Origin of the sequence: Arthrobacter sp. PM3 (assembly GCF_003352915.1) — a bacterium.
In the GTDB taxonomy this organism is placed as follows: domain Bacteria; phylum Actinomycetota; class Actinomycetes; order Actinomycetales; family Micrococcaceae; genus Arthrobacter.
The window spans coordinates 1,443,810-1,466,135 of sequence record NZ_CP022314.1; the positions used below are offsets into that span (position 1 = coordinate 1,443,810).

Consider the following 22,326-nt stretch of genomic DNA (forward strand, 5'->3'; position numbering starts at 1 on the left):
CCCCTAATATTCCAGAGCTGATATATACCTGAAACGGAAAATATAGACTATGAGTGACGAAACACCCGAGGTGCCGGCCGGCTCCGAGCCCGTCCTTGAAGGCGAAATCCTGGACACCGACGTGCTGACCGACCGGGTCGAGCAGGTGGACCTGCAGACCGAAATGCAGCGCTCCTACCTCGACTACGCCATGGCCGTGATCGTCGGCCGTGCCCTGCCGGACGTCCGCGACGGCCTCAAGCCGGTCCACCGCCGAGTGCTGTACGCGATGTTCGACGGCGGCTACCGCCCGGACCGCTCGTTCAACAAGTGCGCCCGCGTGGTGGGCGAGGTCATGGGCCAGTACCACCCGCACGGCGACACCGCGATCTACGACGCTCTGGTCCGCCTCATCCAGGACTGGACCATGCGCTACCCGCTGGCGCTCGGCCAGGGCAACTTCGGCTCGCCCGGCAACGACGGTGCCGCCGCCCCGCGGTACACCGAAACCAAGATGGCGCCGCTGGCCATGGAAATGGTCCGGGACATCGACGAGGAAACGGTCGATTTCCAGGACAACTACGACGGCAAGAACCAGGAGCCGACCATCCTGCCGGCCAGGTTCCCCAACCTGCTGGTCAACGGTTCCTCGGGCATCGCCGTCGGCATGGCCACCAACATCCCGCCGCACAACCTCCGCGAAGTCGCCGACGGCGTTCAGTGGTACCTCGCGAACCCGACGGCCAGCCGCGAGGAGTTGCTCGAGGAGCTCCTGCTGCGGATCAAGGGACCCGATTTCCCGACCGGCGCCACCATCCTTGGCCACAAGGGAATCGAAGACGCCTACCGCACCGGCCGCGGCTCCATCACAATGCGTGCGGTGGTCAATGTCGAGGAACTCCAGGGCCGGACGTGCCTGGTGGTCACAGAACTGCCGTACCAGGCCAACCCGGACAACCTGGCGATCAAGATCGCCGAGCTCGTCCGCGATGGCAAGATTTCCGGCATCGCCGACCTCCGCGACGAGACCTCGGGCCGCACCGGCCAGCGCCTGGTGATCGTGCTCAAGCGCGACGCTGTGGCCAAGGTGGTGCTCAACAACCTCTACAAGCACACCCAGCTGCAGGACAACTTCGCTGCCAACATGCTCGCGATCGTCGACGGCGTGCCGCGCACGCTCAGCCTCGACGCGTTCATCCGCCACTGGGTCACGCACCAGATGGACGTCATCGCCCGGCGCACACGCTACCGCCTGCGCAAGGCCGAGGAAGAAGCACACATCCTCCGCGCCCTCCTGAAGGCCCTGGACATGCTCGATGAGGTCATCGCCCTCATCCGCGCGTCCAGCACCACGGAGGCCGCCCGCGACGGCCTCATGGAGCTGCTGGACATCGATGAGGGGCAGGCCCGGGCCATCCTGGACATGCAGCTGCGCCGGCTCGCTGCACTGGAACGCCAGAAGATCCAGGACCGGCATGCCGAACTTGAGGCACTGATCGCCGAATACAACGCCATCTTGGCTTCAGAGCAGCGCCAGCGCGAGATCATCAGCACCGAGCTGGGCGAAATCGTGGCCAAGCACGGGGATGACCGGCGCACCAAGATCCTCATGGGCTTCGATGCGGACATGTCCATCGAAGACCTGATCCCCGAAGAGGAAATGGTCGTCACCATCACCCGCGGCGGCTACGTCAAGCGGACCCGCAGCGACAACTACCGTTCCCAGCAGCGCGGCGGCAAGGGCATCAAGGGTGCCCAGCTGCGCGGGGATGACGTTGTGGAGCACTTCTTCGTCACCACCACGCACCACTGGCTCCTGTTCTTCACCAACCTTGGACGCGTGTACCGGGCCAAGGCCTACGAGCTCGCCGAGGCCGGACGGGACGCCAAGGGCCAGCACGTGGCCAACCTGCTGGCCTTCCAGCCGGATGAACACATTGCCCAGGTGCTGGACCTGCGGGACTACCAGCATGCGCCGTATCTGGTGCTGGCCACCAAGCGCGGCCTGGTCAAGAAGACCCGGCTGGAGGACTACGACACCAACCGGTCCGCCGGCGTGATCGCCATCAACCTGCGCGACGGCGACGAACTCGTCTCCGCCCAGCTGGTCTCCGAAACCGATGACCTCATGCTGGTTTCCCGCAAGGGCCAGTCCGTGCGCTTTACCGCCACCGACGATGCCTTGCGCCCCATGGGCCGCGCCACTTCGGGCGTGACCGGCATGAAGTTCCGTGAAGACGACGAGCTGCTCGCCGCCGACGTCGTGAAGGAAGGCTCGTTCGTCTTCATCGTCACCGAAGGCGGTTTCGCCAAACGGACCGCGGTGGAGGAATACCGGCTCCAGGGCCGCGGCGGCCTTGGCATCAAGGTCGGCAAGTACCAGGAGGAGCGCGGTCATCTCGTCGGCGCGCTCATTGTCCAGGAAGAGGACGAAGTCCTGGTGGTCATGGAGGGCGGCAAGGTGGTGCGCTCCTCTGTGAGCGGTGTGCCGGCCAAGGGCCGCGACACCATGGGCGTGATCTTTGCCAAGCCGGACAAGAACGACCGCATCATCGCCGTGGCCCGTAACAGCGAACGCGGGCTGGAAGGCGACGATTCTGCCGAAGGCCAGGAAGCAAGCGACGAGGCCGCCGAAGGTACGGCCGAGGCAGGCGAGGGCGTTCAAACTCGGGCTTCCTCGCCGGATGACGTAACGTTGGCTGGAGATAGCGGACCGCAGGACGGGTCCGCAACGGCACAATCAGTACCGGCCCCGGAGTCAGATGAGTCATCAGGCAATGCCGAGCTGGACGAAGACAACACCGGAGGTAACGAGTGAGTAATTCCGACTCATATCCCAACCCGAGCAGCGGCGCACCGGGCGGAGTGCGGCAACCCGCCGCCGCGCCGCGGGTAGGCGCTCCCTCGCGTCCGCAGCAGCGTCCGGGGGTCTCGGGCGCCTCCGCCGGTACCGGCCAGCGTCCGCCGGCCCCCGGCCAGCGCCCCGCCGCGCCGGGACAGCGTCCTGCCGTTCCCGGCCAGCGCCCTGCCCAGTCCGGCGGGCAGAACACTGCGGGCCTGGTCAAGCCTGCCCCCAAGGCGAAGGTCCGCCGCGCCAGGCTGCTGGTCAGCAAGGTGGACCCCTGGTCCGTTCTGAAGATGGCATTCCTGCTCTCCGTGGCCCTGGGCATCGTCACCGTCGTGGCGGCAATCGTCCTCTGGACCGTCCTGGACCTGACTGGCATCTTTGACCAGGTGGACAGCCTGCTGGGAACCCTGGCGGGCACCGAGGGCGGCGGCTTCGAACTGAAGAAGGTGGCCTCCCTGGGCCAGGTGGCCTCGTTCGCCACCATCATCGCCGTCATCAACGTGGTGCTGCTGACGGCGCTGTCCATGCTGTCAGCGGTGCTGTACAACATCGCCGCGACGCTCGTGGGCGGCATCGGCGTGACCCTCACGGACGACTAAAACCCGGCCATGTCCGCGGAATTCCCCGGAATTCCGCGGAGAAATGCCTCGATTTGAGATCGGGCCGGGATGTGCTGTAAAGTCATATCTCGGCCCGATGAGGCATCGGGGCGTATAGCTCAGGCGGTTAGAGCGCTTCGCTGATAACGAAGAGGTCCCAGGTTCAAGTCCTGGTACGCCCACGGAACCTGTACTGGTTCTACGGAGGAAAGTGAAGGTCCGTCCACGACGGAACCGGAACGGAGTGCGTGTGAAGAAGTTGCTGGTTATCGCAGCTACGGTCGCAGGCGTGTTCCTCTACAGAAAAGTACAGGAATCCGAAGCCCGGAAAGTTCTCTGGAGCAACTCAACCGACACGGTTGATTAGCCCGGAGCCTTGGGTCGGAAGCCGGAAAGCGGCAGCCGAACCTAGGGTATGATAGTCGGGTTGCTTCTTATGGGGGCATGGCGCAATTGGTAGCGCACCTGCTTTGCAAGCAGGGGGTTCGGGGTTCGAGTCCCCGTGCCTCCACCATAGGAAAAGTCCCGGATCGCGAAACGCGGTCCGGGACTTTTTTCATTCTTTCGGTTTGGCGTAGTCCGCCATCCCCTGCCAGTCGATGAACACATAAGGCTCATCGCCGAGCACCCAGGCATCGTGACCCGGCGGGATGACGCCGAAGTCGCCCGGCCCGAATTCCAGCTCCTCGCCGTCGTCCATAACCACTTTGATGCGACCGGAAATCGTGTAGCCGGTGTGGCTGGCCTGGCAGCTGTCCGTCTTGGCGATCGGTTTGACGTGATCGGACCATTTCCAGCCCGGCAGGAACGTGGCCCGGCCAACGGGGCCGGCCTCGAGATTGACGAGCTCCACCTGACCCATACCGTCGGCAACAGGACGTGTTTCTTCCGGATCGTCCAGGCTCTTGCGGATCATTGACGCCATGATGGTCTCCTTCTTCGATGATGGTGATACCGGAATGTGAGACCGCAGTTTAAGCGTGGCACCGCGGTATTCGCCGGTCAAGGATCAGCACCCTCAGGGCCATTGACATCCGCCCACTAGTGTTGGACCGTGACCTTTTTACTCGCCGCCGTTGGAGTACTGGGCGTGGCGTCCTCCGGACCCCTTATTGCCGCCACTCTCGGCGCCACGTCCGTCAGTGCACTCGCCATCGCCTTCTGGCGCAACGCGATCGGCTCCGTCGTCATGGCCGGTCCTGTGCTGGTGCGCGACGCACGCCAGTTCGGACGCGTGACCGGGGCTGAATTCCGATGGTCCCTCGCCGCTGCGGTGGCCCTGGCATTGCACTTTGCCTGCTTCATCAGCTCCCTGCAGCTGACGTCCGTCGCGGCCGCGACGGCACTCGTGTGCCTGCAATCGGGCTGGATCGCGGTGTTCCAGCTTTTCCGGGGCGTCCGGCACCGCTGGCCCGTGCTCGTGGGACTGGGAATCGCGTTCGGCGGCGTCGTGACCATCACCGGCTTTGATATGGGCACCTCGCCCGAGGCGCTCCTCGGCGATCTCCTGGCGGTGGCCGGCGGGGCCCTGGCGGGCATCTACACGCTCGCCGGAGGCAAAGCCCGGCAGAGCATGGGGACCGGCGTCTACACGACGCTCTGCTACGGCATGTGCGCCGCGATCGTGGCCGGCATGGCGCTGCTGGCCGGTCAGCCGCTGGCAGGGTTCGAGGCCGCCGGCTGGCTGGGGATTCTCGCTATCACCGTCTGCGCCCAGCTCGTGGGCCACACGGCGTTCAACCACCTGCTGGCGACGATGAGCCCGTTGCTCGTGTCCATGATCATCCTGCTGGAAATCCCGGGTGCGGCGCTCCTGGCTGCCGCATTCCTGGCAGAGACGCTCCCGGTCGGGACCTATGCGGGGCTGGCGATGATCCTGGTGGGACTCGCCGTCGTCGTCCTGGGGCAGCGGAGGTCGCGCACCGTCCGCGGCGGCGCAGTGGCACCGGGTGCGGAGGGACCCGGTACGGAGCGGCTGATAGAGCTCGGCACCGATTAGTCGCGGCACCAACCGACTGCGTGGCTACTGGCCGCCCCGTCGGGCCGGCTGGGCCGTGTTGACCGTGTGGATGGCGCGGAGAAGCTTGGCCGGGAAGTAGACGGAGAAGAACACCACCATGGGGGCTTTCAGCGCCATCTTCTTAACGTTGTGGGCCTTGTAGGTGCGGTCAAAGCGCGTCACGTAGTAGCGGTAGTCCCGGGGCGAGTCCTCCAGCCGCCGGGCCGACATCCCCGAGATCATCTGGGGCCAGTACTGGATCCTGAGGTCGTGGTCGGCCAGGTGCAGCGAGAGGTCGATGTCCTCGTGCATTTCGTCGCGTTCGTCCCGGCAGGTGTCGGCGCGGATGGTCTCCCAGGCCGAGCGGCGCAGGGCCATGTTGGAGCCGAAGAGGAAGTGGTACTGGTGTTTGGCGAGCCTGAGCATCAGCTGCCGCATTTTGTCGTCCGCCTTGAGCCCGAACCGGCGCATCGGCATGTCGTAATAGACTACGGGCCCGGTCGCCGCGTGGACCGACTCGTCCGCGAAGGCCTTCTGCACCTGCTCCACCCAGTCCGGCTCGAGCACGGAGTCAGCGTCGATGCGGCCGAGGATGTCGCCGGTGGCGTGGTCGAGGCCGAAATTGCGGGTCGGAATCAGCCCCTGGTCGCGGTCCTGGCTGAGCAGGATGATGGGACTTTCCGGATACTCCAGCTGCATCTGCCGCACGATCTGTGCCGTGCGGTCCTTGGACATGTTGTCCACCACGATGATTTCGTGGGCCGGCACCGACTGGTACACCGCGGCAATGAGGCACTGCCGGATAACGCTTTCCTCGTTGTAGGCCGGGATCACCACAGAAACAGCCGGCGGCGGAGCAGTAAGCAAGGCGTCCTGGGGTGATCTGTGCGGTGACATCACCACCAACTTAGCATCCGGGCCGCCGTCGAAACCGGGCTGCGGCGCGGCATGACGCGCCGGCGGGCCAGCCAGGCATGGCGCCCGGGCACGCAGGGCGGCAACAGCGGCCGGGCACAACAAAGGGAGGGCTCCCGCCGTGGCGGAATCCCTCCCTCGTCGGATCCGGTGTCTGACCCTGTACCTGCTCGGACCGGCGTTCCGGCCGGTACTACTGGCCGGGCTTGTTGGCGCCGTTGTTCAGGTTGGACGCGATGTTGCGGACGGCAGTCTTGGCATCGGTGGCAACCTTGGAAGCGGCTTTCGTCGCGTCGTCGGCCGCGTCCTTGGCAGCATCCGCAGCGTCGTCGGCCGCGTCAGCCGCGGTGTCGGCTGCCGCGTCCGCTGCGGCGACGGCGGCGGCACCGGCCTTATCGGCGGTGTCCTTGAGGGTCTCGCTGACACCCGAGGGCGCCGGGGCCGGCGTCACGGGCGTCGGAACCTTCCACGGGTCCTCCACCGGCTTGGATGCCCTCCAGGCAGCGACGCCGGCAGCTACCGCAGCGGCGAGGATGCCGAAGATGAGCAGCCCGCGGTGCTTGTGCTTGGGCTTCTGCGGCTTGCCGAGCTTGGCGCTGGCGGTCTTGGAGGCCTCGCTGGCGACAGCCTTGATGTTCTTGCCGGCGACATGGGCCTGCTCCTGGACGCTGCGGACCACACCGGAGTCGACAAGCTTCTGTGCCACGGCGTCCACGTGCGCCGGAGCGTTTTCCAGCGTGCGGTGGACAGCCTCCGAAGCGTGCCCGAGCTGGTCGGAGAGCCGGGGAAGGTATTCGACAACCACCCGGTCACGTGCGTTGGCGATCACCGGGGCCGCCTTGTCCACAGCTTCGTGCAGGCGCGGTGCTGCGCCCTCGGCGGCGTCGGTGATCTTGGGCGCAAGGTGGGCCAGGCTGTCCTGGAGGCGGGGGGTGACAGTGGCGACGCTGCCGGCCAGGGTGTGGGCGGCAGTCTTGAGCCCCTCCTGGATCTTGGGAGAAGCGGTGTCCAGTCCATACTGCAACCGGGGAACGGCCCAATTCACGGCCGCTTCAACCCGCGGGGCCGCCCAATCCTTGGCGGTGTCCACCCCGCTGCTGACTGTCTGCTCCAGATCACGGGCAATACGATCCGATTTCTTCACAACTACCTCCCGATTAATGTGACGGTCTGCTGTTAGCCTACGTGTCTAGGAACGCACCGGCTATTCTTCAGGCCGAATTCCAGTGGATTTCACCCAGCGCGGAACTGACTCCGGTGCCCCCGCCGCCCGGACCCGTCATGGAAGAATAGGGCCTATGACTGCCAACGCAACCGCTAAAGCCACCATCCACACGAGCCTCGGCGACATCGTCGTCAACCTCTTCGGCAACCACACGCCCAAGACCGTCGACAACTTCGTCGGGCTCGCCACCGGTGAGAAGGCCTGGACCCACCCCGAGACCGGCGAGGACAAGACGGGCACGCCGCTCTACGACGGCACCATCTTCCACCGCATCATCAAGGACTTCATGATCCAGGCCGGCGATCCCCTGGGCCGCGGCACCGGCGGACCGGGCTACCGGTTCGACGACGAAATCCACCCGGAGCTGACCTTCAACGAGCCGTACAAGCTGGCCATGGCCAACGCCGGCATCCAGATGGGCCGCGGCACCAACGGCTCGCAGTTCTTCATCACCACCGTCCCCACGGGATGGCTGCAGGGCAAGCACAGCATCTTCGGCGAAGTGGCCGATGAAGACTCCAAGAAGGTCGTCGACGCCATCGAAGGCGTCCGCACCGGCATGGGTGACCGCCCGGTCGAGGACGTCACCATCAACAGCATCGACATCGAAAAGCTCTAATCCCACACCATGAGCTACGGAGTTCCGGCGGCAGAGCCGTCCGCGGAGGTCCCGGTCTGCCCCAGGCACCCGGACCGGCCAGCCTATGTGCGCTGCCAGCGATGCGGGCGCCCTGCGTGCCCCGATTGCCAGCGGGCGGCCGCCGTCGGATTCCAATGCGTTGACTGCGTCAACGAAACCAAACGCACGACGCCGGCCGTCCGGACTGTCTATGGCGGCGCCGTCACGACCGGCAAACCCGTGGTCACCTTCACGATCATCGGCCTGTGCGCCCTTGTCTATGCGCTGCAGTGGATAGTCCCCAACGACGGCATCTACCAGCAACTGGCCTACGCCCCCGCCTTCACGGATACCGAGCCGTGGCGGATGCTCACCTCGGCATTCCTGCACTCGCAGGGATTCCTGCTTCACATCGTCCTGAACATGTATACGTTGTGGATTTTCGGCCAGATCCTTGAACCGCTGCTGGGCCACGCCCGCTTTCTGGTCATCTATCTGCTCTCGGCCGTCGGCGGATCGGCCGGCTTCCTCCTGCTGACCCCGGTTTATCCGGTGAACGGGCCGGTGGGCCTCGTGGGAGCCTCAGGCGCCATCTTCGGCCTGTTCGGCGCCCTGCTGGTGGTCCAGCGGCAACGCGGCGGCGATATCCGCCAACTTCTGGTGCTGATCGCCATCAACGGCGTCATCGGTTTCATGGTCCCCCAGATCGCGTGGCAGGCCCATCTCGGCGGCCTCGTCACCGGCGTACTAAGTGCCGCCGTCATCGCCTACACCCCTCGTGGCCCCCGGCAGACCCTGGTGCAGGTTCTTGGCCTGGCCGGCGTCTTGGTGCTGGTTATCGTCGCATCCGCCGTACGGATGGCCAGCGCCGCCTAGTTCGGCCTGCCCCCTCGCCGTCGGCGCGCACCCCGCCCTGCGCGTGCCTCTCCCTCTCCCTCGCCGTCGGCGGGCTTCTCCGTCCGGGGCTACTTCGACACGAAAACACTGCTCCCTGGCCCTTCATCGCCGCCTCAGTGCCGCAAAGCCGCCCCGGACGGCGCCCGACTTCCTCCCCTGCCCGCGGGAGCGCAACGGCAGTCCGCTTACCCGAGGGCAAACCGGCCCGGCCGTCGGTGGTTTCTGCTGCAGCGGGCGGAAGTTTTCCACAAGCGTTTTCCACAGTGTTAATAACTTACAGGCATGTAGTTCCGGGCGGCGTACCCGATCTGACCGCCACGACGGGCGATTTTCGACGTCGCCCGAGCCGACTTCGGTCGGATGTCCACACCTGTGGATAACTTCTGTGGGTTCTTCTGTTAGTAAGTGGACAACTTGGCGGTCTCGAAGTTCGTATCCAACGGGCACGACGCCGGCAGTGCCCCGCCATCAACCGTCTGACCGCTGCCGCAAGGAGAGTACCCCGCAGCGCCCGGTGGGGGGCGCGGTCAGGCGGGGCACGTTTCAACAAGGTTATTCACAGTGTTAATAACTCGGCACTCCCGGTACCGGGCGGGAAGTTTTCCGGCTCATGGCCCGTCAGCGGGGATTGCCACATGGTTTCCCCGACGTTTATCCCCAGCTGTGGATAACTTGTGGGTAGCGGGGTGTTACTAAGTGGATAACTCTCCGGCTGCCTCTGACGATGTCTGTGGAACCAGGGGTTGTACCGCGAACCGATCATCCAAGCATCAATCTTCGCTCGAAAACCCGAGGGTGGCACTTTTCCACAGGGAATCCACACTGTTAATAACTTACAGAGGTGTAATTCAGCCGAGGCCCGAGGCGGACCCGCCTGCCGGAAACCCGTTATTGGCCTCTGACCAGCGCTTTAACCTCTCAGGAGACTGGAAATGGTTGGAACTTATGAACATTGTGGATAAGTTTCCCCAGACTTGTGCACAGCTGTGGAAAAGCTCGGCAGGGGAACTGGTGTCCCTAACCAGGGCTGGTTTGGGCCTGGACCCATTCCACTTCATCGGCCAGCAGTTCCAGACTGGTCCCGGCCGGTTTGTATCCCAGATCCCGGGACGCAGTGGTGTCCAGGGTCATTGCTGTCCGCCACGGGTGCTGCCCGCGGTTGGACGTAGTCGGGACCAGCTCGATTGTTCCGCTCCATGCGAGTTGAGCAGCAATGGCCTGCACAATTTGCACCGCTGAAGGGGTGTCCGGATCGGCGGCGTTCAGGATGCGGGCCCCGGGGTGGGCCGCGAGAGTCTCGATCAGGGCGGCGGCATTGGCGGCTGCGCTGAGATGGTCGATAGTTTCCGGGTCGGCCAGCTCTATGGTCGGCTCTCCACGGAGCATGTGCTCAACGATGCCTTGTGTGCGGGCCTGTCGGGCCCAACGGCCGTGGACTTTCGAGGGTCGGATTACGGTCACCGGCAGGCCGGAGTCGAGTGCTGCAAGCTCAGCGGCGACCTTGCAGGGTGCGTATCCCTCCCGGCTGTAGGGGCTGACATCGTCTCCGGCCGGCGGAAGCGTAGGGGCGTCCTCGCAGATAGGCTGCTCAAACCGGGGAGACTCGTCACTGTTGACATGCCTGCCCGCCCTGTCGGCGTAGACAGCTCGGCTCGACACCAACACCGGGCAGGTCACTGACGCCATTACCGGAAGAATGGCCCTGACGTCTGCAGCCGTATATGCGGTGAGATCGACCAGCAGATCCGCACCGCCGCCTAGGAGCCCCTCAATTCCTGCGCTGTTGCTGCGCTCGATCTGGTGGAAGCGTACCCCTGCCTCCAAGAGCTCGACAGGCATTCGCGAACCATCGCGGCCTGTCACATCCACGTTCCACCCTGCTTTGGCGAGCCGCAACGCGGTCATGCCGCCCATGGCTCCCGTGCCGCCTAACAGAACCGCCCGCACTGTCTCCCCCTCGACCTCGAAACACGTCCACGCCAGCTAGCGCGCTTCGCGCTTCACAACTTATGGGCAGCGGTGCTAGTGCGGCCAGACTCCCGACGTTCCTCGCCGGTGGCTGTCCAGCAGATGGGTGTCGACCATGCCGATGGCTTCCATGAGCGCGAACATGGTGGTGGGTCCGACGAACGCGAAGCCCTTCTTCCGGAGCGCCTTGGACAATGCGATGGATTCGGCGGAGGTGGTGGGGATCTGGTCGAGGGAGCCGGGCCGGGGTGTGGCGGCCGGCTGGAAGGCCCAGACGAAGTCAACCAGGCCGCCGTCGTCCCTCAACGCCAGGGTGGCACGCGCATTGGTGATGGCCGCCTGGATCTTGAGCCGGTTCCGGACGATGCCGGCATCGAGCATGAGCCGTTCGACGTCGGCGTCGGTGAAGGAGGCCACGGTTTCCGGGTGGAAGTCCTTGAAAGCGGCACGGAACGCGGGACGCTTGCGCAGAATTGTCGCCCACGACAATCCGGCCTGGAACCCCTCGAGGCTGATGCGTTCGTAGAGGCCCTGTTCATCCCGGACGGGCATCCCCCACTCGGTGTCGTAGTACTCACGCAGCATCGGATCCACTGCGGCCCACGCAGGCCGCGCCAGTCCGTCGTCGCCAACAATTGAGCCGCTTACTGCCTGGGTCATCTCGAGTCCGGGGCGCGGGTCAGGAACGCCAGCGCGTGGTCATGAGGAACCCGATGATCGCGATTCCAAACCCGGCGACGATGTTCCACGAGCCCCACGCCTGGACCGGGAAGGCGCCCTCGGTGATGTAGAACGTGATGATCCACAGCAGCCCGATGATCATCAGGCCGAACATGACGGGCTTGAACCAGACCGGATTGGGCTTGTAGGCCGCAGCAGTAGTCTGCGGGGCCACAGTGTGAGTCCTCTTGCGCGGCTTCGAGACGGGCACTGATCCTCCTTGGCGGTCCGGAACAAAAGCGGCTTGATATCCTGCCGGAAAGGATCCGGGGCGGGCAGCATGCTCTTGGTCAAGTTCGAATTCTTTATCGCAGCCAATTCTAGCTGTAGTTCAGGCCACACCGGTGACCCCGCAATCGCCCACGAGGAGAACCCCGCAGTGCCGCAGTTGGAACAGGGATCCGGCCGGTCGGACCACCCGCGCGGGCCCGTTGTACGCAGCGCGCAGATCATCGGGGAGCTGCTCCTGACGGCCGGCGTCATTCTCCTGCTTTTCGTGGCGTGGCAGTTGTGGTGGACCAACGTGGATTCGGATTTCCGGCAGCGTGCCGCCGTCAGAACCTTTGCCCGCCAGAGTGCGCCGGTCGCGCCGGCGGCCACTCCCGCGGCGGAGTACGGGCCCGCGGCCGTAGCACCCGAACCGGCCGAGGGCGCGACGATCGGCATCCTGTACGTCCCCCGCTTCGGCGCCGGGTACATGCGTCCCGTTGTCCAGGGAACCACTCCGGCACTGCTGGACACCCTGGGAATCGGGCATTACGAAGGCACTGCCATGCCGGGGGCCGCGGGAAACTTCGCCGTGGCGGGCCACCGCCAGACCCACGGGGCAGTCCTGGACAATATCGACTCCCTGGTTCCGGGGGACCGAATCTACGTCCAGACCCGCGAGGGCTACTATGTCTACGTGTTCCGGAACAGCCAGATCGTCCTCCCCGCGCGGACGGACGTGCTGTTGCCGGTGCCGTCCCGGCCGGGAGCCGTGCCCACGGAGCGCTACCTGACCATGACCACCTGTAACCCGCGGTTCGGGTCCGGGGAACGCTTTGTCGCCTATGCCTTGCTGGAGAGCTGGCAGCCCGTCTCGGCGGGCCCGCCGGCTGAGATCGCTGCCCAGGCGGCCCGTGCGGCCGGGGAGGGCTAGAGTCACATGTATGGCTGGCTTTTCCGCCGCCTTCCGGGTCCACTGTGGTTCAGGATTGTGACGGCGCTGGTGCTTGCAGCCGGAGCACTGGTATTGATGGTTCAGTTCCTTTTTCCCTGGATGGCGCAGTTCACCCAGTTCACAGATTCTACGATCGGTTCAGCAAGGCACCCATGAGCACAACCAAGATCCTCGTCGTCGACAACTACGACAGCTTTGTCTACACCCTGGTGGGCTATCTCCAGGAGCTCGGCGCGGAGACCACCGTGGTCCGCAATGACGACGTCACTCTCGCCGAGGCCGTCGAAATGGCCGAGGCGCGCGACGGCGTCCTCATCTCGCCCGGCCCGGGGAATCCGGCCGAGGCCGGCGTCTGCATCGAGCTGATCAAGTGGTGCGGCAGCCACGACAAGCCCATGCTGGGTGTTTGCCTGGGCCACCAGGCGCTGGCGGAGGCGTACGGGGGAACCGTGACGCATGCGCCCGAGCTGATGCACGGCAAGACATCCCTGGTCGAACACCACGGGACCAGTGTGTTCGCGGGACTCCAGTCCCCTCTCACGGCCACCCGCTACCACTCACTGGCCGCTGTCCGCGAGACCATTCCCGAGGTCCTGGAGATCACCGCGGAAACGGCGTCCGGCGTGGTGATGGGCCTGCAGCACCGCACGGCGCCGCTGTGCGGTGTCCAGTTCCACCCGGAATCCGTCCTGACCGAGGGCGGCTACCAGATGCTGGGCAACTGGCTGGAGTCGCTGGGCATGGCTGGCGCCGCCGAGCGTGCCGCGGACCTGAGCCCGCTGATCAAGCACTGAAACTGATCAAGCACTGAATCTGATCCGGCACTGAATCTGATCGGGTACTGACCTGATCGGTCCCCGCCTACGGGAACAGCCCGTTCAGGACCGCGTCCTCTTTGGACCCGGTCTTGGACGGGCTCGGCGTGGGCGACGGCGAGGGGGCCGGTGCTGGTGCCGGTGCTTTGGCCACGGTCACGTTAATGGTGCTGCCCTGCTCAACCAGCGAATCCGCGGCGTCGCTCTGGCCCGTCACCTTGCCCGGAGTGACCTGCGAATTCTCCACCTCGGTGACGTTGATTTTCAGGCCCTGGGCCGTCAGGGCGGCCTCAGCCTCGGTCACCGGCAGCCCGATCAGCTGCGGCACCGCAACCTTTCCGGTGGACACCACGATTTCGACGGCGTCTCCGACGTCCACGAGCTGGCCCGGGGCCGGATTAGTGGTGATGACGATACCCACCGGGACGGTGGGGCTGTTGGACGTCTTGGTGGTCAGGGCACCCGTCAGCCCCTTCTGGTGCAGGAGATCGCGGGCTGCCGCCTCCGTGCGCCCGGGCAGGTCCGTCGGGATGGTGACGGCGCTGGGGCCCTCGGAGATGTTCAGGATGATGTCCGAGTTGGCGTCCACGGAGCTTCCCGACGACGGCACCGTACCAATGGCGGTGCCCTTCGGGATGGTCTCGTGCTGCAGCCGCTTCAGCTGCGGTTTGAATCCGGCGTTGTAGAGCTTCTGCAGCGCCTCTGACTCCGTCAGCGAGGTCACGGTGGGTACCAGGACCTTGGTTGCCTGCGGCGGGGCCTGGTTCATGAGGTTGTAAAGCCACAGGCCGCCCCCGGCCAGCACCAGCAGGGTCAGGACCACGAGGGTCGCGATCCACGTGCGCCGCCGCGACTTCTGCAGCGGCGTTCGTTCGCGTTCGGCCGGCAGCAGCAGGGGCAAGCTGCCGGTGTCCCCGGTGCCGTAAAGCTCGCTGCCGTCGGGTTCGGTGCCGTCGGACGCCTGCAGGTGGCCGTCGTCGGGCATCTCCTCGGCGGGCCGCAGCCGGCCGGTGGGCACGTCGTCGAGGAACTTGGCCCCGGTCAGCGAAAACGCGGCCGTGGGAGCCAAGGGGTCGTGCCGGGGTACGGCGTTGGTGGGATCGGTGGGAGCCTCGCTGGGCGCCGGCGCGGCCACGGAGACACCGCTTCGCGCGGCCCGCAGGGCGCGACGGAACGCGGCTGCGTCCTGGAAGCGGTCCGCACGGTTCTTTTGCAGGGCCTTCATCAGCACGCTGTCCAGCGCTGCCGACACCTCGGGATTGAGGCTGCTGGCCGGTTCCGGGATCTCACGGACGTGCTGGTAGGCCACGGAGACGGGGCTTTCGCCGATGAACGGCGGCCGGCCCGTCAGCATCTCATACAGAAGGCATCCGGCGGAGTACAAATCGCTCCGGGCATCGACGGCCTCACCGCGGGCCTGCTCCGGCGACAGGTACTGGGCGGTCCCCACGACGGCCTGCGTCTGCGTCATGGTGGCCGACGAGTCAGCCATGGCGCGGGCGATCCCGAAGTCCATCACCTTGACGCTGTTGGAGTCCGGGCAGAACATCACGTTGGCGGGCTTGATGTCGCGGTGCACGATCCCGGCCTTGTGGCTGTAGTCGAGCGCCGACAGCACACCCAGGGTGAAGTCGATGGCCTGATCGATGCTGACATCCTTGGCCCGGATCAGGTCCCGGATGGTCTTGCCGGACACGAATTCCATCACAATGTACGGCACCCGGACGCTGTCGTCGTGGTCACCGGGGACCGCGTGGTCCCCGGTGTCGAAGACAGCCACGATCGAGGGGTGGTTGAGCGCGGCGACCGCTTGGGCCTCGCGTTTGAACCGGGCCTGGAACTGCGGATCCCGGGCCAGGTCCGGGCGCAGCAGCTTGACGGCCACAGTGCGTCCCAGCCGGGTGTCGACACCGCGGAACACGTCTGCCATGCCGCCGCGGCCGATCAGCTCACCCAGCTCATAGCGTCCGCTGAGGACTCGCTGCGTGTTCACAGGGTGGTCCTCCCTGTGCGCCGGTGTGCGGGGTGTATTGGTCATGGCGGCTTACGGTGCTGACTTGGTAGGTGAAGGAGTGTCAGCCGGTGCCTTGGCCAGGTGGTAGGTCACCACGCTGCCGGCGGGAACTTTGCTGCCGGAAGCAGGGTCGGAGCTCACGAACGTTCCCGGATCCTGCTTCTTGTTCGTGGGATTCACGTCCGAACCCTTGGCCCAGCGCAGGCCGGCATCCTGGATGGCCTGCTGGACCTCGGCCTCGCTCGCGCCGGCGGAAATCGACGGTACGGCCACCATCTCCGGGCCCTTTGAGTAGCTCACGGTGATGGTCGTCCCGGGCTGGACCGGACCTGAGGGGTCGATGTTGGTGACTGTTCCCGGGGTCGCGTCATTGAACACTTCGACGCCGGTGACCTGCAGCCCCTTCCCGACCAATTCGCTACGGACGTCGCTGAACTGCCTGCCGAGGTAGGCATCCGGGATCAGGTTGATGGCAGCCGGGGTGGTCTCCGTGGGGGTGGCGGAGCTGGCGGTGGGGGTCGGCGTCTCGGAAGGTGACGCCGTCGACGCCGAGGGCGTGGGGCTGCCCGGCTTCGTGCTGCTGGACGTGGCGGCGGTCGTCGCCGGAGCCTTGGCGGGAAAGAGGCTGCCGGCCTGGCTGATGACGATACCGGCCAGGGCGAACACCACCAGCAGGATCAGGGCAATCAGCGGCCAGGTCCACGGGCTGCGTTTGCGGCGCTGCGGCTCCTCCTCCGGCTCCTCGTCGTATTCGTCCTCCTCCGGTGCCCAGCTGCGTTCGGCGGCCAGGGCATCGGCGCGGTTGAGCGCGTTGCGTGCGCCGTAGCCGCTGGCAGCCGCCGCACCGGCCGCGAGACCGGCCGCCGCTCCGGCACCGGCCGCGCCGACGACGGGCAGTGCGGAGGTCGCCGACGTCGACTTGTCCTGGGCGGCGCTGGCGCCCAGGACGCTGGTAGCGGCGGTGGGGACGTCGACCGGGGCCGTGATGGGGCCGGTTGCGGCGTCAAAAAGCAGCATTCCGGGAACTGCCGCGTGTGCTGCAGCAATGTCGCCGTTGCGGATCGCTTCCGCCGCTTCGGACAGCTTGATGGCATCCGCGGGGCGGTTCTTCGGGTCCTTGGCCAGCATGGACATCAGCAGGGCGCGGACCGGCCGCGGAAGCGTTTCGGGCAGCGGCGGCGGCGCGTCGTTGACCTGGGCCAGGGCGATGGCAATCTGCGATTCCCCGGAGAAGGGCCGGTGGCCGGTGAGGCATTCGTAGCCGATCACGCCGAGCGAGTAGATGTCCGAGGCGCCGGTGGCCGTCTGCCCCGTGGCCTGTTCCGGGGCCAGATACTGGGCGGTGCCCATCACCTGCCCGGTCTGGGTCAGCGGAACCTGGTCGGCCAGGCGGGCAATACCGAAGTCGGTGACCTTGACGCGGCCGTCCGGAGTGATGAGCAGGTTGCCCGGCTTGACGTCGCGGTGCACCAGGCCCTGGGCGTGGGCCACGGCGAGGGCACGCGCGGTCTGCGCCATGATCGAGAGGGTCCGGTCCGGGGAGAGCACCTGCTCGTGTTCGATGATGCTGCTCAGCGGCTGCCCCGGCACCAGTTCCATCACCAGGTAGGCCGAGCCCTCTTCCTCGCCGTAGTCGAAGACATTGGCGATGCCCACATGGTTCAGAAGCGCAGTATGGCGTGCCTCGGCGCGGAACCGCTGCAGGAACCCGGGATCGCCGGTGTATTCCTCCTTGAGCACCTTGATGGCGACGATGCGGCCAAGGATCAGGTCTTTGGCTTTCCAGACTTCTCCCATGCCGCCGATCGCAATGCGCGTGGTCAGCTGGAACCTGCCGCCGAGGGTGATTCCCGAAGTAGGCCTCACTTATTCAACACCGCCTCAAAAATCTTCTTCGCGTTCGGACTGGTTAGGTTTGCGCCGGTGGTGATGTCCACGCCTTCCATGACGATGGTGACAGCCACCTGCGGATCATTCGCCGGGGCAAACCCGGTGAACCAAGAGTTGTTCAGGCCGTTGCCGAGCTCCGCGGTGCCGGTCTTGCCGGCCACCTGGACACCGGGCACGGCCGCCCGCTTGGCGATGCCGTCGTCGACCACGCTGACCATCCACTCGTTGATCTGCCGCGCGATCTCCGGCGTCGTGGAGGTGCGCAGCGCCTGCGGCTTCGGTTCGCTGATGACCCGCAGGTCGGGAGCGCGCACGGTCTTGATCAGGTTCGGTTGCATCTGCACGCCGTCGTTGGCAATCGCCGCGGTCATTGTGTTGATCTGCAGCGGGGTGGCCCGGACATCGCGCTGGCCGATCGAGGACTGTGCCAGCCCGGCGTCGTCCAGCGGATCGCTCGGGAAGAAGCTCGGGGCGCTGTCCAGCTTCAGCTGGTCGCCGAAGTCCTGCCCGAAGCCGAACTTCGAGGCCTCGTCGCCGATGGCCTTCTGCCCCAGGTCCAGGGCGATGCTGGCGAACGGCGTGTTGCAGGACTGCTGCAGGGCAAACGCGAACGACGCCGTCGTGCGGGTATAGCAGTTGCCGCCGGCATAGTTGGGGAGCTTGTAGTCGATGCCGGGGAACGACATCTCCGCCGGGTTGGGCAGGGAGCTGTCCTTGTTGTACTTGCCCGATTTGAGCGCGGCCGAGGTGTCGATGAGCTTGAAGACCGATCCCGGAGCCAGCAGCTCGCCCGTGGGCCCGCTGACGTTCTGGTTCAGGTTGATCCCCGGGATCTGGTTCAGCTCGTTGTAGTTGGCCTGCTCGGCGGCCGCGTCCTGGGTGGCGATGAGATTCGGGTCGTAGGACGGTTTGGACACCATGGCCAGGATGGCGCCGGTCTTCGGGTTGGTCACCACGATGGAGCCGCGCTGGCCGTCCGGGATGAGGTCATAGGCCAACTTCTGGATCTGGGGGTCCAGGGTCAGCTCCACGGAGGCGCCCTTGGGCTGGTTGCCGAGGAACAACTGACCGACCCGGTCCAGGAACTGCTGGTCCGAGCTGCCGGCCAGGACGTCGTTCATCGATTTTTCGAGTCCGGTGAGGCCGTAGTTCTTCGAGAAGTATCCGGTCACGCCCGCGTAGAGTTCCGGCTGCGAGTAGGTCCGCTGGAACTTGCAGCTCTCCGTGGCAGGCACGGACTCCGCCACCGGGGTGCCGCCGACAATGATGGCGCCGCGGTCATTGCAGTAGTTCTGCAGGATGGCGCGCCGGTTCCAGGCGTTGGCCTTGAGCTCGTCGGCTCCGACCACCTGAACGTAGCTGAGCGCGCCGAAGATCAGCACGAACATCGCGATCGCGGCGATCCAGGAATTTCGGATGGCCTGGTTCATAGCTGCTTCACCGCCTCGGTGGGTGCGTCGGTACTGGTTCGGGGGACGGGGGCCTTGGCCGGCATTGCCGGGGCGTTCTTGTTGCCGGGCTCCTGGCCCGGCGGCAACGGCGTTGTGTCTACCGGTCCGCGCGCCGTGTGAGAGATCATGAGCAACAGGCCGACGATGATCCAGTTGGCCAGCAACGAGGACCCGCCGGCGGCCAGGAACGGCGTGGTGAGGCCGGTGAGCGGGATCAGGCGCGTGACGCCGCCGATCACCACGAAGCACTGCAGCGCGATCGCGAAGGAGAGCCCGGTCGCCAGCAGCTTGCCGAAGGCGTCGCGGGTGCCCAGTGCGGCCCGGAAGCCGCGGGTGAACAGCAGCAGGTACATCAGGACGATCGCAAAGACGCCGATAAGGCCGAGTTCCTCACCGAAGGAAGCGATGATCATGTCGCTGTTGGCGAAGGGGACAAGGTTGGGACGGCCCTGGCCCAGGCCGGTGCCGACCAGCCCGCCGTTGGCCATGCCGAACAGGCCCTCGACAATTTGCAGGCTGCCGCCGAATTGCCGGCCGTAGACCTCCTCGGTGAACGCGTTGAGCCAGCCGTCGATCCGCAGGGCGACGTGCGAGAACACCCGGGCGGCCACGAAGCCACCTACCACGATCAGGACCAGGCCGATGATGACCCAGCTGATGCGGCTGGTCGCGACGTAGATCATGACGAGGAACAGGCCGAAGAACAGGATCGAGGAGCCGAGGTCGCGCTGGAAGACCAACACGCCGATGCTCACCAGCCAGGCGGTGATCATGGGGCCCATGTCCTTGAACCGCGGGAACTGCACGGGGCCGATCTTGCGGCCCGCCAGCAGGATGAGGTCCCTGTTAGAGGACAGATACCCGGCAAAGAAGATCGCCAGCGTGATCTTGGCGATTTCACCCGGCTGGAAGGTCATGGAGCCGATCTTGATCCAGACGCTGGCGCCGAGGACCTCACCGGCCGAGATGCCGGGCACCAGCGGCAGGATGAGGAGCACGGCGCTGACGGCCAGGGAAATGTAGGTGAAACGGCGCAGGATGCGGTGGTCCTTGAGGAACCAGATCACCGCGATGGCGACTGCCATGGCCACCAGGGTCCAGCGCAACTGGTTGTTGCCGGTGTCCTCACCCACCCGGTCCAGCCGGTGGATCATGGCCAGGCCCAGCCCGTTGAGGGCGACCACCAGCGGAAGTATTACCGGATCGGCATATTTAGCCCGGATCCGCAGCACGACGTGGAATGCGAGGGCAGCGGCGGCCAGGAGGCCGGACTGGAACCAGAAGTCGGTGTCGAACGCTTTTTGGCGGTCCACGCCGACCAGGGCCTGGGCGCCGATTCCGACGGCGAGGGCCAGGAGGAGCAGGGCGAGTTCCACGTTGCGTCGCGGCTTGGGCACGGAGTCGATGGGCGTCATTTGGCCCCTTCGCAATTCGTTGTCGGGGTGGCGGACGGCGTCGGCTTGGCCGCTCCCGGTGCGGCGGTGGCACCGGGTGACGCCGTGGACCCCGGTGAGGCGGTGGCACCGGCTTTCGCCGTGGAGCCCGGTGTCGCCGTCGGCGACGGCGTGAGGCATTCATCGGCCGGGGCAGTGGTACCGGTCCGCTCAAGGTTCTTGACGATCCGCTGCGCGTCGTAGAGATCGCGGGCGGGCACGGTCTGGCGCACCCGCTGTTGCGAAAATTCGGGAAGATCGGACATCTTGATATCGGTCACCGCTTCGAGGGTGGAAAGCTGGATGGGCCCGAGCCGCTGCGAGACCCCATTGAAGATGGCGACGTGCTGATCGTGCTCGCCGATGTAGTAGCGGGTCTGGGTCCAGGCATAGCCGAGCCACAGTCCGACGGCCAGCAGCGCGACGATGGCGGCGGCAATGGACACGGTGAGCCACCGGCGCGGCCGCCCGGAGGGTTTGATTTCCTCGGCGTCCTCGCGGGCCTGTTCCGACTTGTGGGTCAGGACGGTGGCCGCGCGGCGGGCCACGGTGCGTCCTGCGATGGACGGGATGGACCCTGATTCGGCGGCTGCGGCGGCGGCTCCGACGAGTTCGTGGGGACGGCTGGCGAGTTCTTCGCGCAGGACTTCAGCCGAGAGATGTTCACCCAGATGCGGGTCGGTGGTGGTTTCGGGCTCCTTGGCGGCGTCCGCCGTGCCCGCCTCCTTGCCGTCGCCCGGGAATTTTGCGCCCGGCCCATCCTGGCTCAGGGACGCAGAAGCGGCGGTGGGGGCAGCAGCCGCGGACCGGCCAGCGGAACCGGTGGCGCCGGCGTCGTTCTTGTCCTTCGGCGCACCGGAGGACCTCGCCGCACCAAGGGTGCTACCGGCCGAGGACGCCGGCCCTGACCCCGAGCCCGGCCCCGATGCCGAAGCGGCGGCCGGTGCTGATGCCGTGGTGGTCCCCGGCAAGGGGACGACGTCGACGGCGGCGGTGCTGACGTCGTCGGGAGTCTGCTCGGCGATGTCCAGCATGACCACCGTGACGTTGTCCGGGGCGCCGGCCTCGAGGGTCAGCTCAACGAGGAGGTCGGCGCACTCCTTCAGGTCCTTCGTTTCGCGGACCGTCCGCTCCACGACGTGGCCGGCCACGTAGTTCAAACCGTCAGAGCACAGCAGCCAGCGTTCCCCGGGCTGGACGGCCAGGGTATCGAGGTCCAGTTCGGGGCTGGCGTCGACGTCGCCCAGCACGCGCATGAGGACGTTCTTGTGCGGATGCGATTCCGCCTCTTCCGGGCGGAGCCGGCCTTCGTCGATGAGCCGCTGGACAAACGTGTGGTCGACGCTGACCTGTTCGAACTCGTCGTTGCGCAGGCGGTAAGCGCGTGAGTCGCCGATATGGGCGAAGTGCAGCTTGCCCTCGGCGAGCAGCAGCGCCGTGACCGTGGTGCCCATCCCGGCGAGCTTGGGATTGATGTGCACCAGCTCGGACAGCAGGGAGTTGGCCGTCTGGATTTCGTCGGCGAGGACGGTGCCGGCGTCGCCGACGTATTCATCATGGTCAAGGTGGATCATGTCCAGGACGGTTGCCGCCGAGGCAACATCACCGCCGGCATGGCCGCCCATGCCGTCGGCAACGACGGCCAAATGCCGGCCGACGTACGCGGAGTCGTCGTTCTTGGCACGCACGCGGCCGACGTCGGAGCGCGCGGCGTAGCGCATGATGAGGGGCCGCTTCGGGGCGGTTGACTTGCCGTCGGCCCTGTCTGCGGGAGAATCCGGGGCAGCCACGG

19 protein-coding genes and 2 tRNA genes are annotated in these 22,326 nt (G+C 66.1%); 10 read left to right on the forward strand and 11 right to left on the reverse strand.

Going from position 1 to position 22,326, the window contains the following annotated elements:
* The first annotated feature begins 49 nt into the window (after positions 1-49).
* The 5 genes from gyrA to CFN17_RS06665 all read left to right on the forward strand — a co-directional run bounded on the left by gyrA (position 50) and on the right by CFN17_RS06665 (position 3,940).
* Positions 50-2,797 (forward strand): DNA gyrase subunit A, encoded by a 2,748-nt coding sequence (gyrA, locus tag CFN17_RS06650; RefSeq protein WP_208750617.1) that lies wholly within the window; start codon positions 50-52, stop codon positions 2,795-2,797.
* Positions 2,794-3,426, forward strand: coding sequence for a DUF3566 domain-containing protein (locus tag CFN17_RS06655; protein WP_208750618.1), 633 nt, complete (start codon positions 2,794-2,796; stop codon positions 3,424-3,426). The genes gyrA and CFN17_RS06655 overlap by 4 nt, the downstream gene beginning before the upstream one ends.
* A 108-nt stretch (positions 3,427-3,534) precedes the next feature.
* Positions 3,535-3,608: transfer RNA gene (locus tag CFN17_RS06660), tRNA-Ile, on the forward strand.
* Positions 3,609-3,676: 68 nt separating this feature from the next.
* Positions 3,677-3,793: a DLW-39 family protein gene (locus CFN17_RS19805; protein WP_222612663.1), complete on the forward strand. Its 117-nt coding sequence runs from the start codon at positions 3,677-3,679 to the stop codon at positions 3,791-3,793.
* Positions 3,794-3,864: 71 nt separating this feature from the next.
* Positions 3,865-3,940: transfer RNA gene (locus CFN17_RS06665), tRNA-Ala, on the forward strand.
* Between the two features lie 42 nt (positions 3,941-3,982).
* Here the strand turns inward: CFN17_RS06665 and CFN17_RS06670 are convergent.
* The gene (locus CFN17_RS06670) at positions 3,983-4,351 is read right to left on the reverse strand and encodes a cupin domain-containing protein (RefSeq protein ID WP_208750625.1); all 369 of its coding nucleotides are present in this window, start codon (positions 4,349-4,351) and stop codon (positions 3,983-3,985) included.
* A gap of 129 nt (positions 4,352-4,480) precedes the next feature.
* Here CFN17_RS06670 and CFN17_RS06675 point away from each other — a divergent pair, with 129 nt between their 5' ends.
* Positions 4,481-5,425: a DMT family transporter gene (locus CFN17_RS06675; protein ID WP_208750632.1), complete on the forward strand. Its 945-nt coding sequence runs from the start codon at positions 4,481-4,483 to the stop codon at positions 5,423-5,425.
* A 24-nt stretch (positions 5,426-5,449) separates the two neighbouring features.
* On the opposite strand, the gene CFN17_RS06680 is transcribed toward CFN17_RS06675, so the two are convergent.
* Positions 5,450-6,322 carry a glycosyltransferase family 2 protein gene (locus tag CFN17_RS06680; protein ID WP_208750633.1) on the reverse strand — a complete coding sequence of 291 codons (873 nt, stop codon included), beginning with the start codon at positions 6,320-6,322 and terminating at the stop codon, positions 5,450-5,452.
* 211 nt (positions 6,323-6,533) lie between these two features.
* The gene (locus tag CFN17_RS06685; protein ID WP_208750634.1) at positions 6,534-7,484 is read right to left on the reverse strand and encodes a hypothetical protein; all 951 of its coding nucleotides are present in this window, start codon (positions 7,482-7,484) and stop codon (positions 6,534-6,536) included.
* A 154-nt stretch (positions 7,485-7,638) separates the two neighbouring features.
* On the opposite strand from CFN17_RS06685, the gene CFN17_RS06690 reads away from it, so the two are divergent.
* Together CFN17_RS06690 and CFN17_RS06695 are read left to right on the forward strand one after the other, a co-directional pair.
* Positions 7,639-8,184, forward strand: coding sequence for a peptidylprolyl isomerase (locus CFN17_RS06690; RefSeq protein ID WP_208750635.1), 546 nt, complete (start codon positions 7,639-7,641; stop codon positions 8,182-8,184).
* A gap of 9 nt (positions 8,185-8,193) precedes the next feature.
* Positions 8,194-9,060, forward strand: a complete 867-nt coding sequence (locus CFN17_RS06695; RefSeq protein ID WP_208750637.1) for a rhomboid family intramembrane serine protease — start codon at positions 8,194-8,196, stop codon at positions 9,058-9,060.
* A 1,038-nt stretch (positions 9,061-10,098) separates the two neighbouring features.
* On the opposite strand, the gene CFN17_RS06700 is transcribed toward CFN17_RS06695, so the two are convergent.
* From CFN17_RS06700 to CFN17_RS06710, 3 genes are all read right to left on the reverse strand, one after another.
* Positions 10,099-11,028 carry an NAD-dependent epimerase/dehydratase family protein gene (locus CFN17_RS06700; RefSeq protein ID WP_395926467.1) on the reverse strand — a complete coding sequence of 310 codons (930 nt, stop codon included), beginning with the start codon at positions 11,026-11,028 and terminating at the stop codon, positions 10,099-10,101.
* Positions 11,029-11,103: 75 nt separating this feature from the next.
* Positions 11,104-11,709 (reverse strand): DNA-3-methyladenine glycosylase I, encoded by a 606-nt coding sequence (locus CFN17_RS06705; RefSeq protein ID WP_208750640.1) that lies wholly within the window; start codon positions 11,707-11,709, stop codon positions 11,104-11,106.
* Between the two features lie 19 nt (positions 11,710-11,728).
* Complete coding sequence (locus CFN17_RS06710) at positions 11,729-11,980, reverse strand: cell division protein CrgA (protein ID WP_208750641.1); 252 nt, start codon at positions 11,978-11,980, stop codon at positions 11,729-11,731.
* A 69-nt stretch (positions 11,981-12,049) separates the two neighbouring features.
* Here CFN17_RS06710 and CFN17_RS06715 point away from each other — a divergent pair, with 69 nt between their 5' ends.
* Together CFN17_RS06715 and CFN17_RS06720 are read left to right on the forward strand one after the other, a co-directional pair.
* Positions 12,050-12,910, forward strand: a complete 861-nt coding sequence (locus CFN17_RS06715; protein WP_208750642.1) for a class E sortase — start codon at positions 12,050-12,052, stop codon at positions 12,908-12,910.
* 173 nt (positions 12,911-13,083) lie between these two features.
* Complete coding sequence (locus tag CFN17_RS06720) at positions 13,084-13,725, forward strand: aminodeoxychorismate/anthranilate synthase component II (RefSeq protein ID WP_208750643.1); 642 nt, start codon at positions 13,084-13,086, stop codon at positions 13,723-13,725.
* A 67-nt stretch (positions 13,726-13,792) separates the two neighbouring features.
* On the opposite strand, the gene pknB is transcribed toward CFN17_RS06720, so the two are convergent.
* The 5 genes from pknB to CFN17_RS06745 are packed head-to-tail and all read right to left on the reverse strand — an operon-like array spanning position 13,793 to position 22,324.
* The gene (gene pknB / locus CFN17_RS06725) at positions 13,793-15,784 is read right to left on the reverse strand and encodes a Stk1 family PASTA domain-containing Ser/Thr kinase (protein ID WP_208750644.1); all 1,992 of its coding nucleotides are present in this window, start codon (positions 15,782-15,784) and stop codon (positions 13,793-13,795) included.
* 6 nt (positions 15,785-15,790) lie between these two features.
* The gene (locus CFN17_RS06730; protein ID WP_208750645.1) at positions 15,791-17,626 is read right to left on the reverse strand and encodes a protein kinase domain-containing protein; all 1,836 of its coding nucleotides are present in this window, start codon (positions 17,624-17,626) and stop codon (positions 15,791-15,793) included.
* The gene (locus tag CFN17_RS06735; RefSeq protein ID WP_208750646.1) at positions 17,623-19,080 is read right to left on the reverse strand and encodes a penicillin-binding protein 2; all 1,458 of its coding nucleotides are present in this window, start codon (positions 19,078-19,080) and stop codon (positions 17,623-17,625) included. Before CFN17_RS06735 ends, CFN17_RS06730 begins: the two co-directional genes overlap by 4 nt.
* A complete protein-coding gene (locus tag CFN17_RS06740; RefSeq protein ID WP_208750647.1) occupies positions 19,077-20,516 on the reverse strand; it encodes an FtsW/RodA/SpoVE family cell cycle protein in 1,440 nt (479 codons plus the stop codon). Before CFN17_RS06740 ends, CFN17_RS06735 begins: the two co-directional genes overlap by 4 nt.
* Complete coding sequence (locus tag CFN17_RS06745) at positions 20,513-22,324, reverse strand: PP2C family serine/threonine-protein phosphatase (RefSeq protein WP_208750648.1); 1,812 nt, start codon at positions 22,322-22,324, stop codon at positions 20,513-20,515. Before CFN17_RS06745 ends, CFN17_RS06740 begins: the two co-directional genes overlap by 4 nt.
* Between the last annotated feature and the right edge of the window lie 2 nt (positions 22,325-22,326).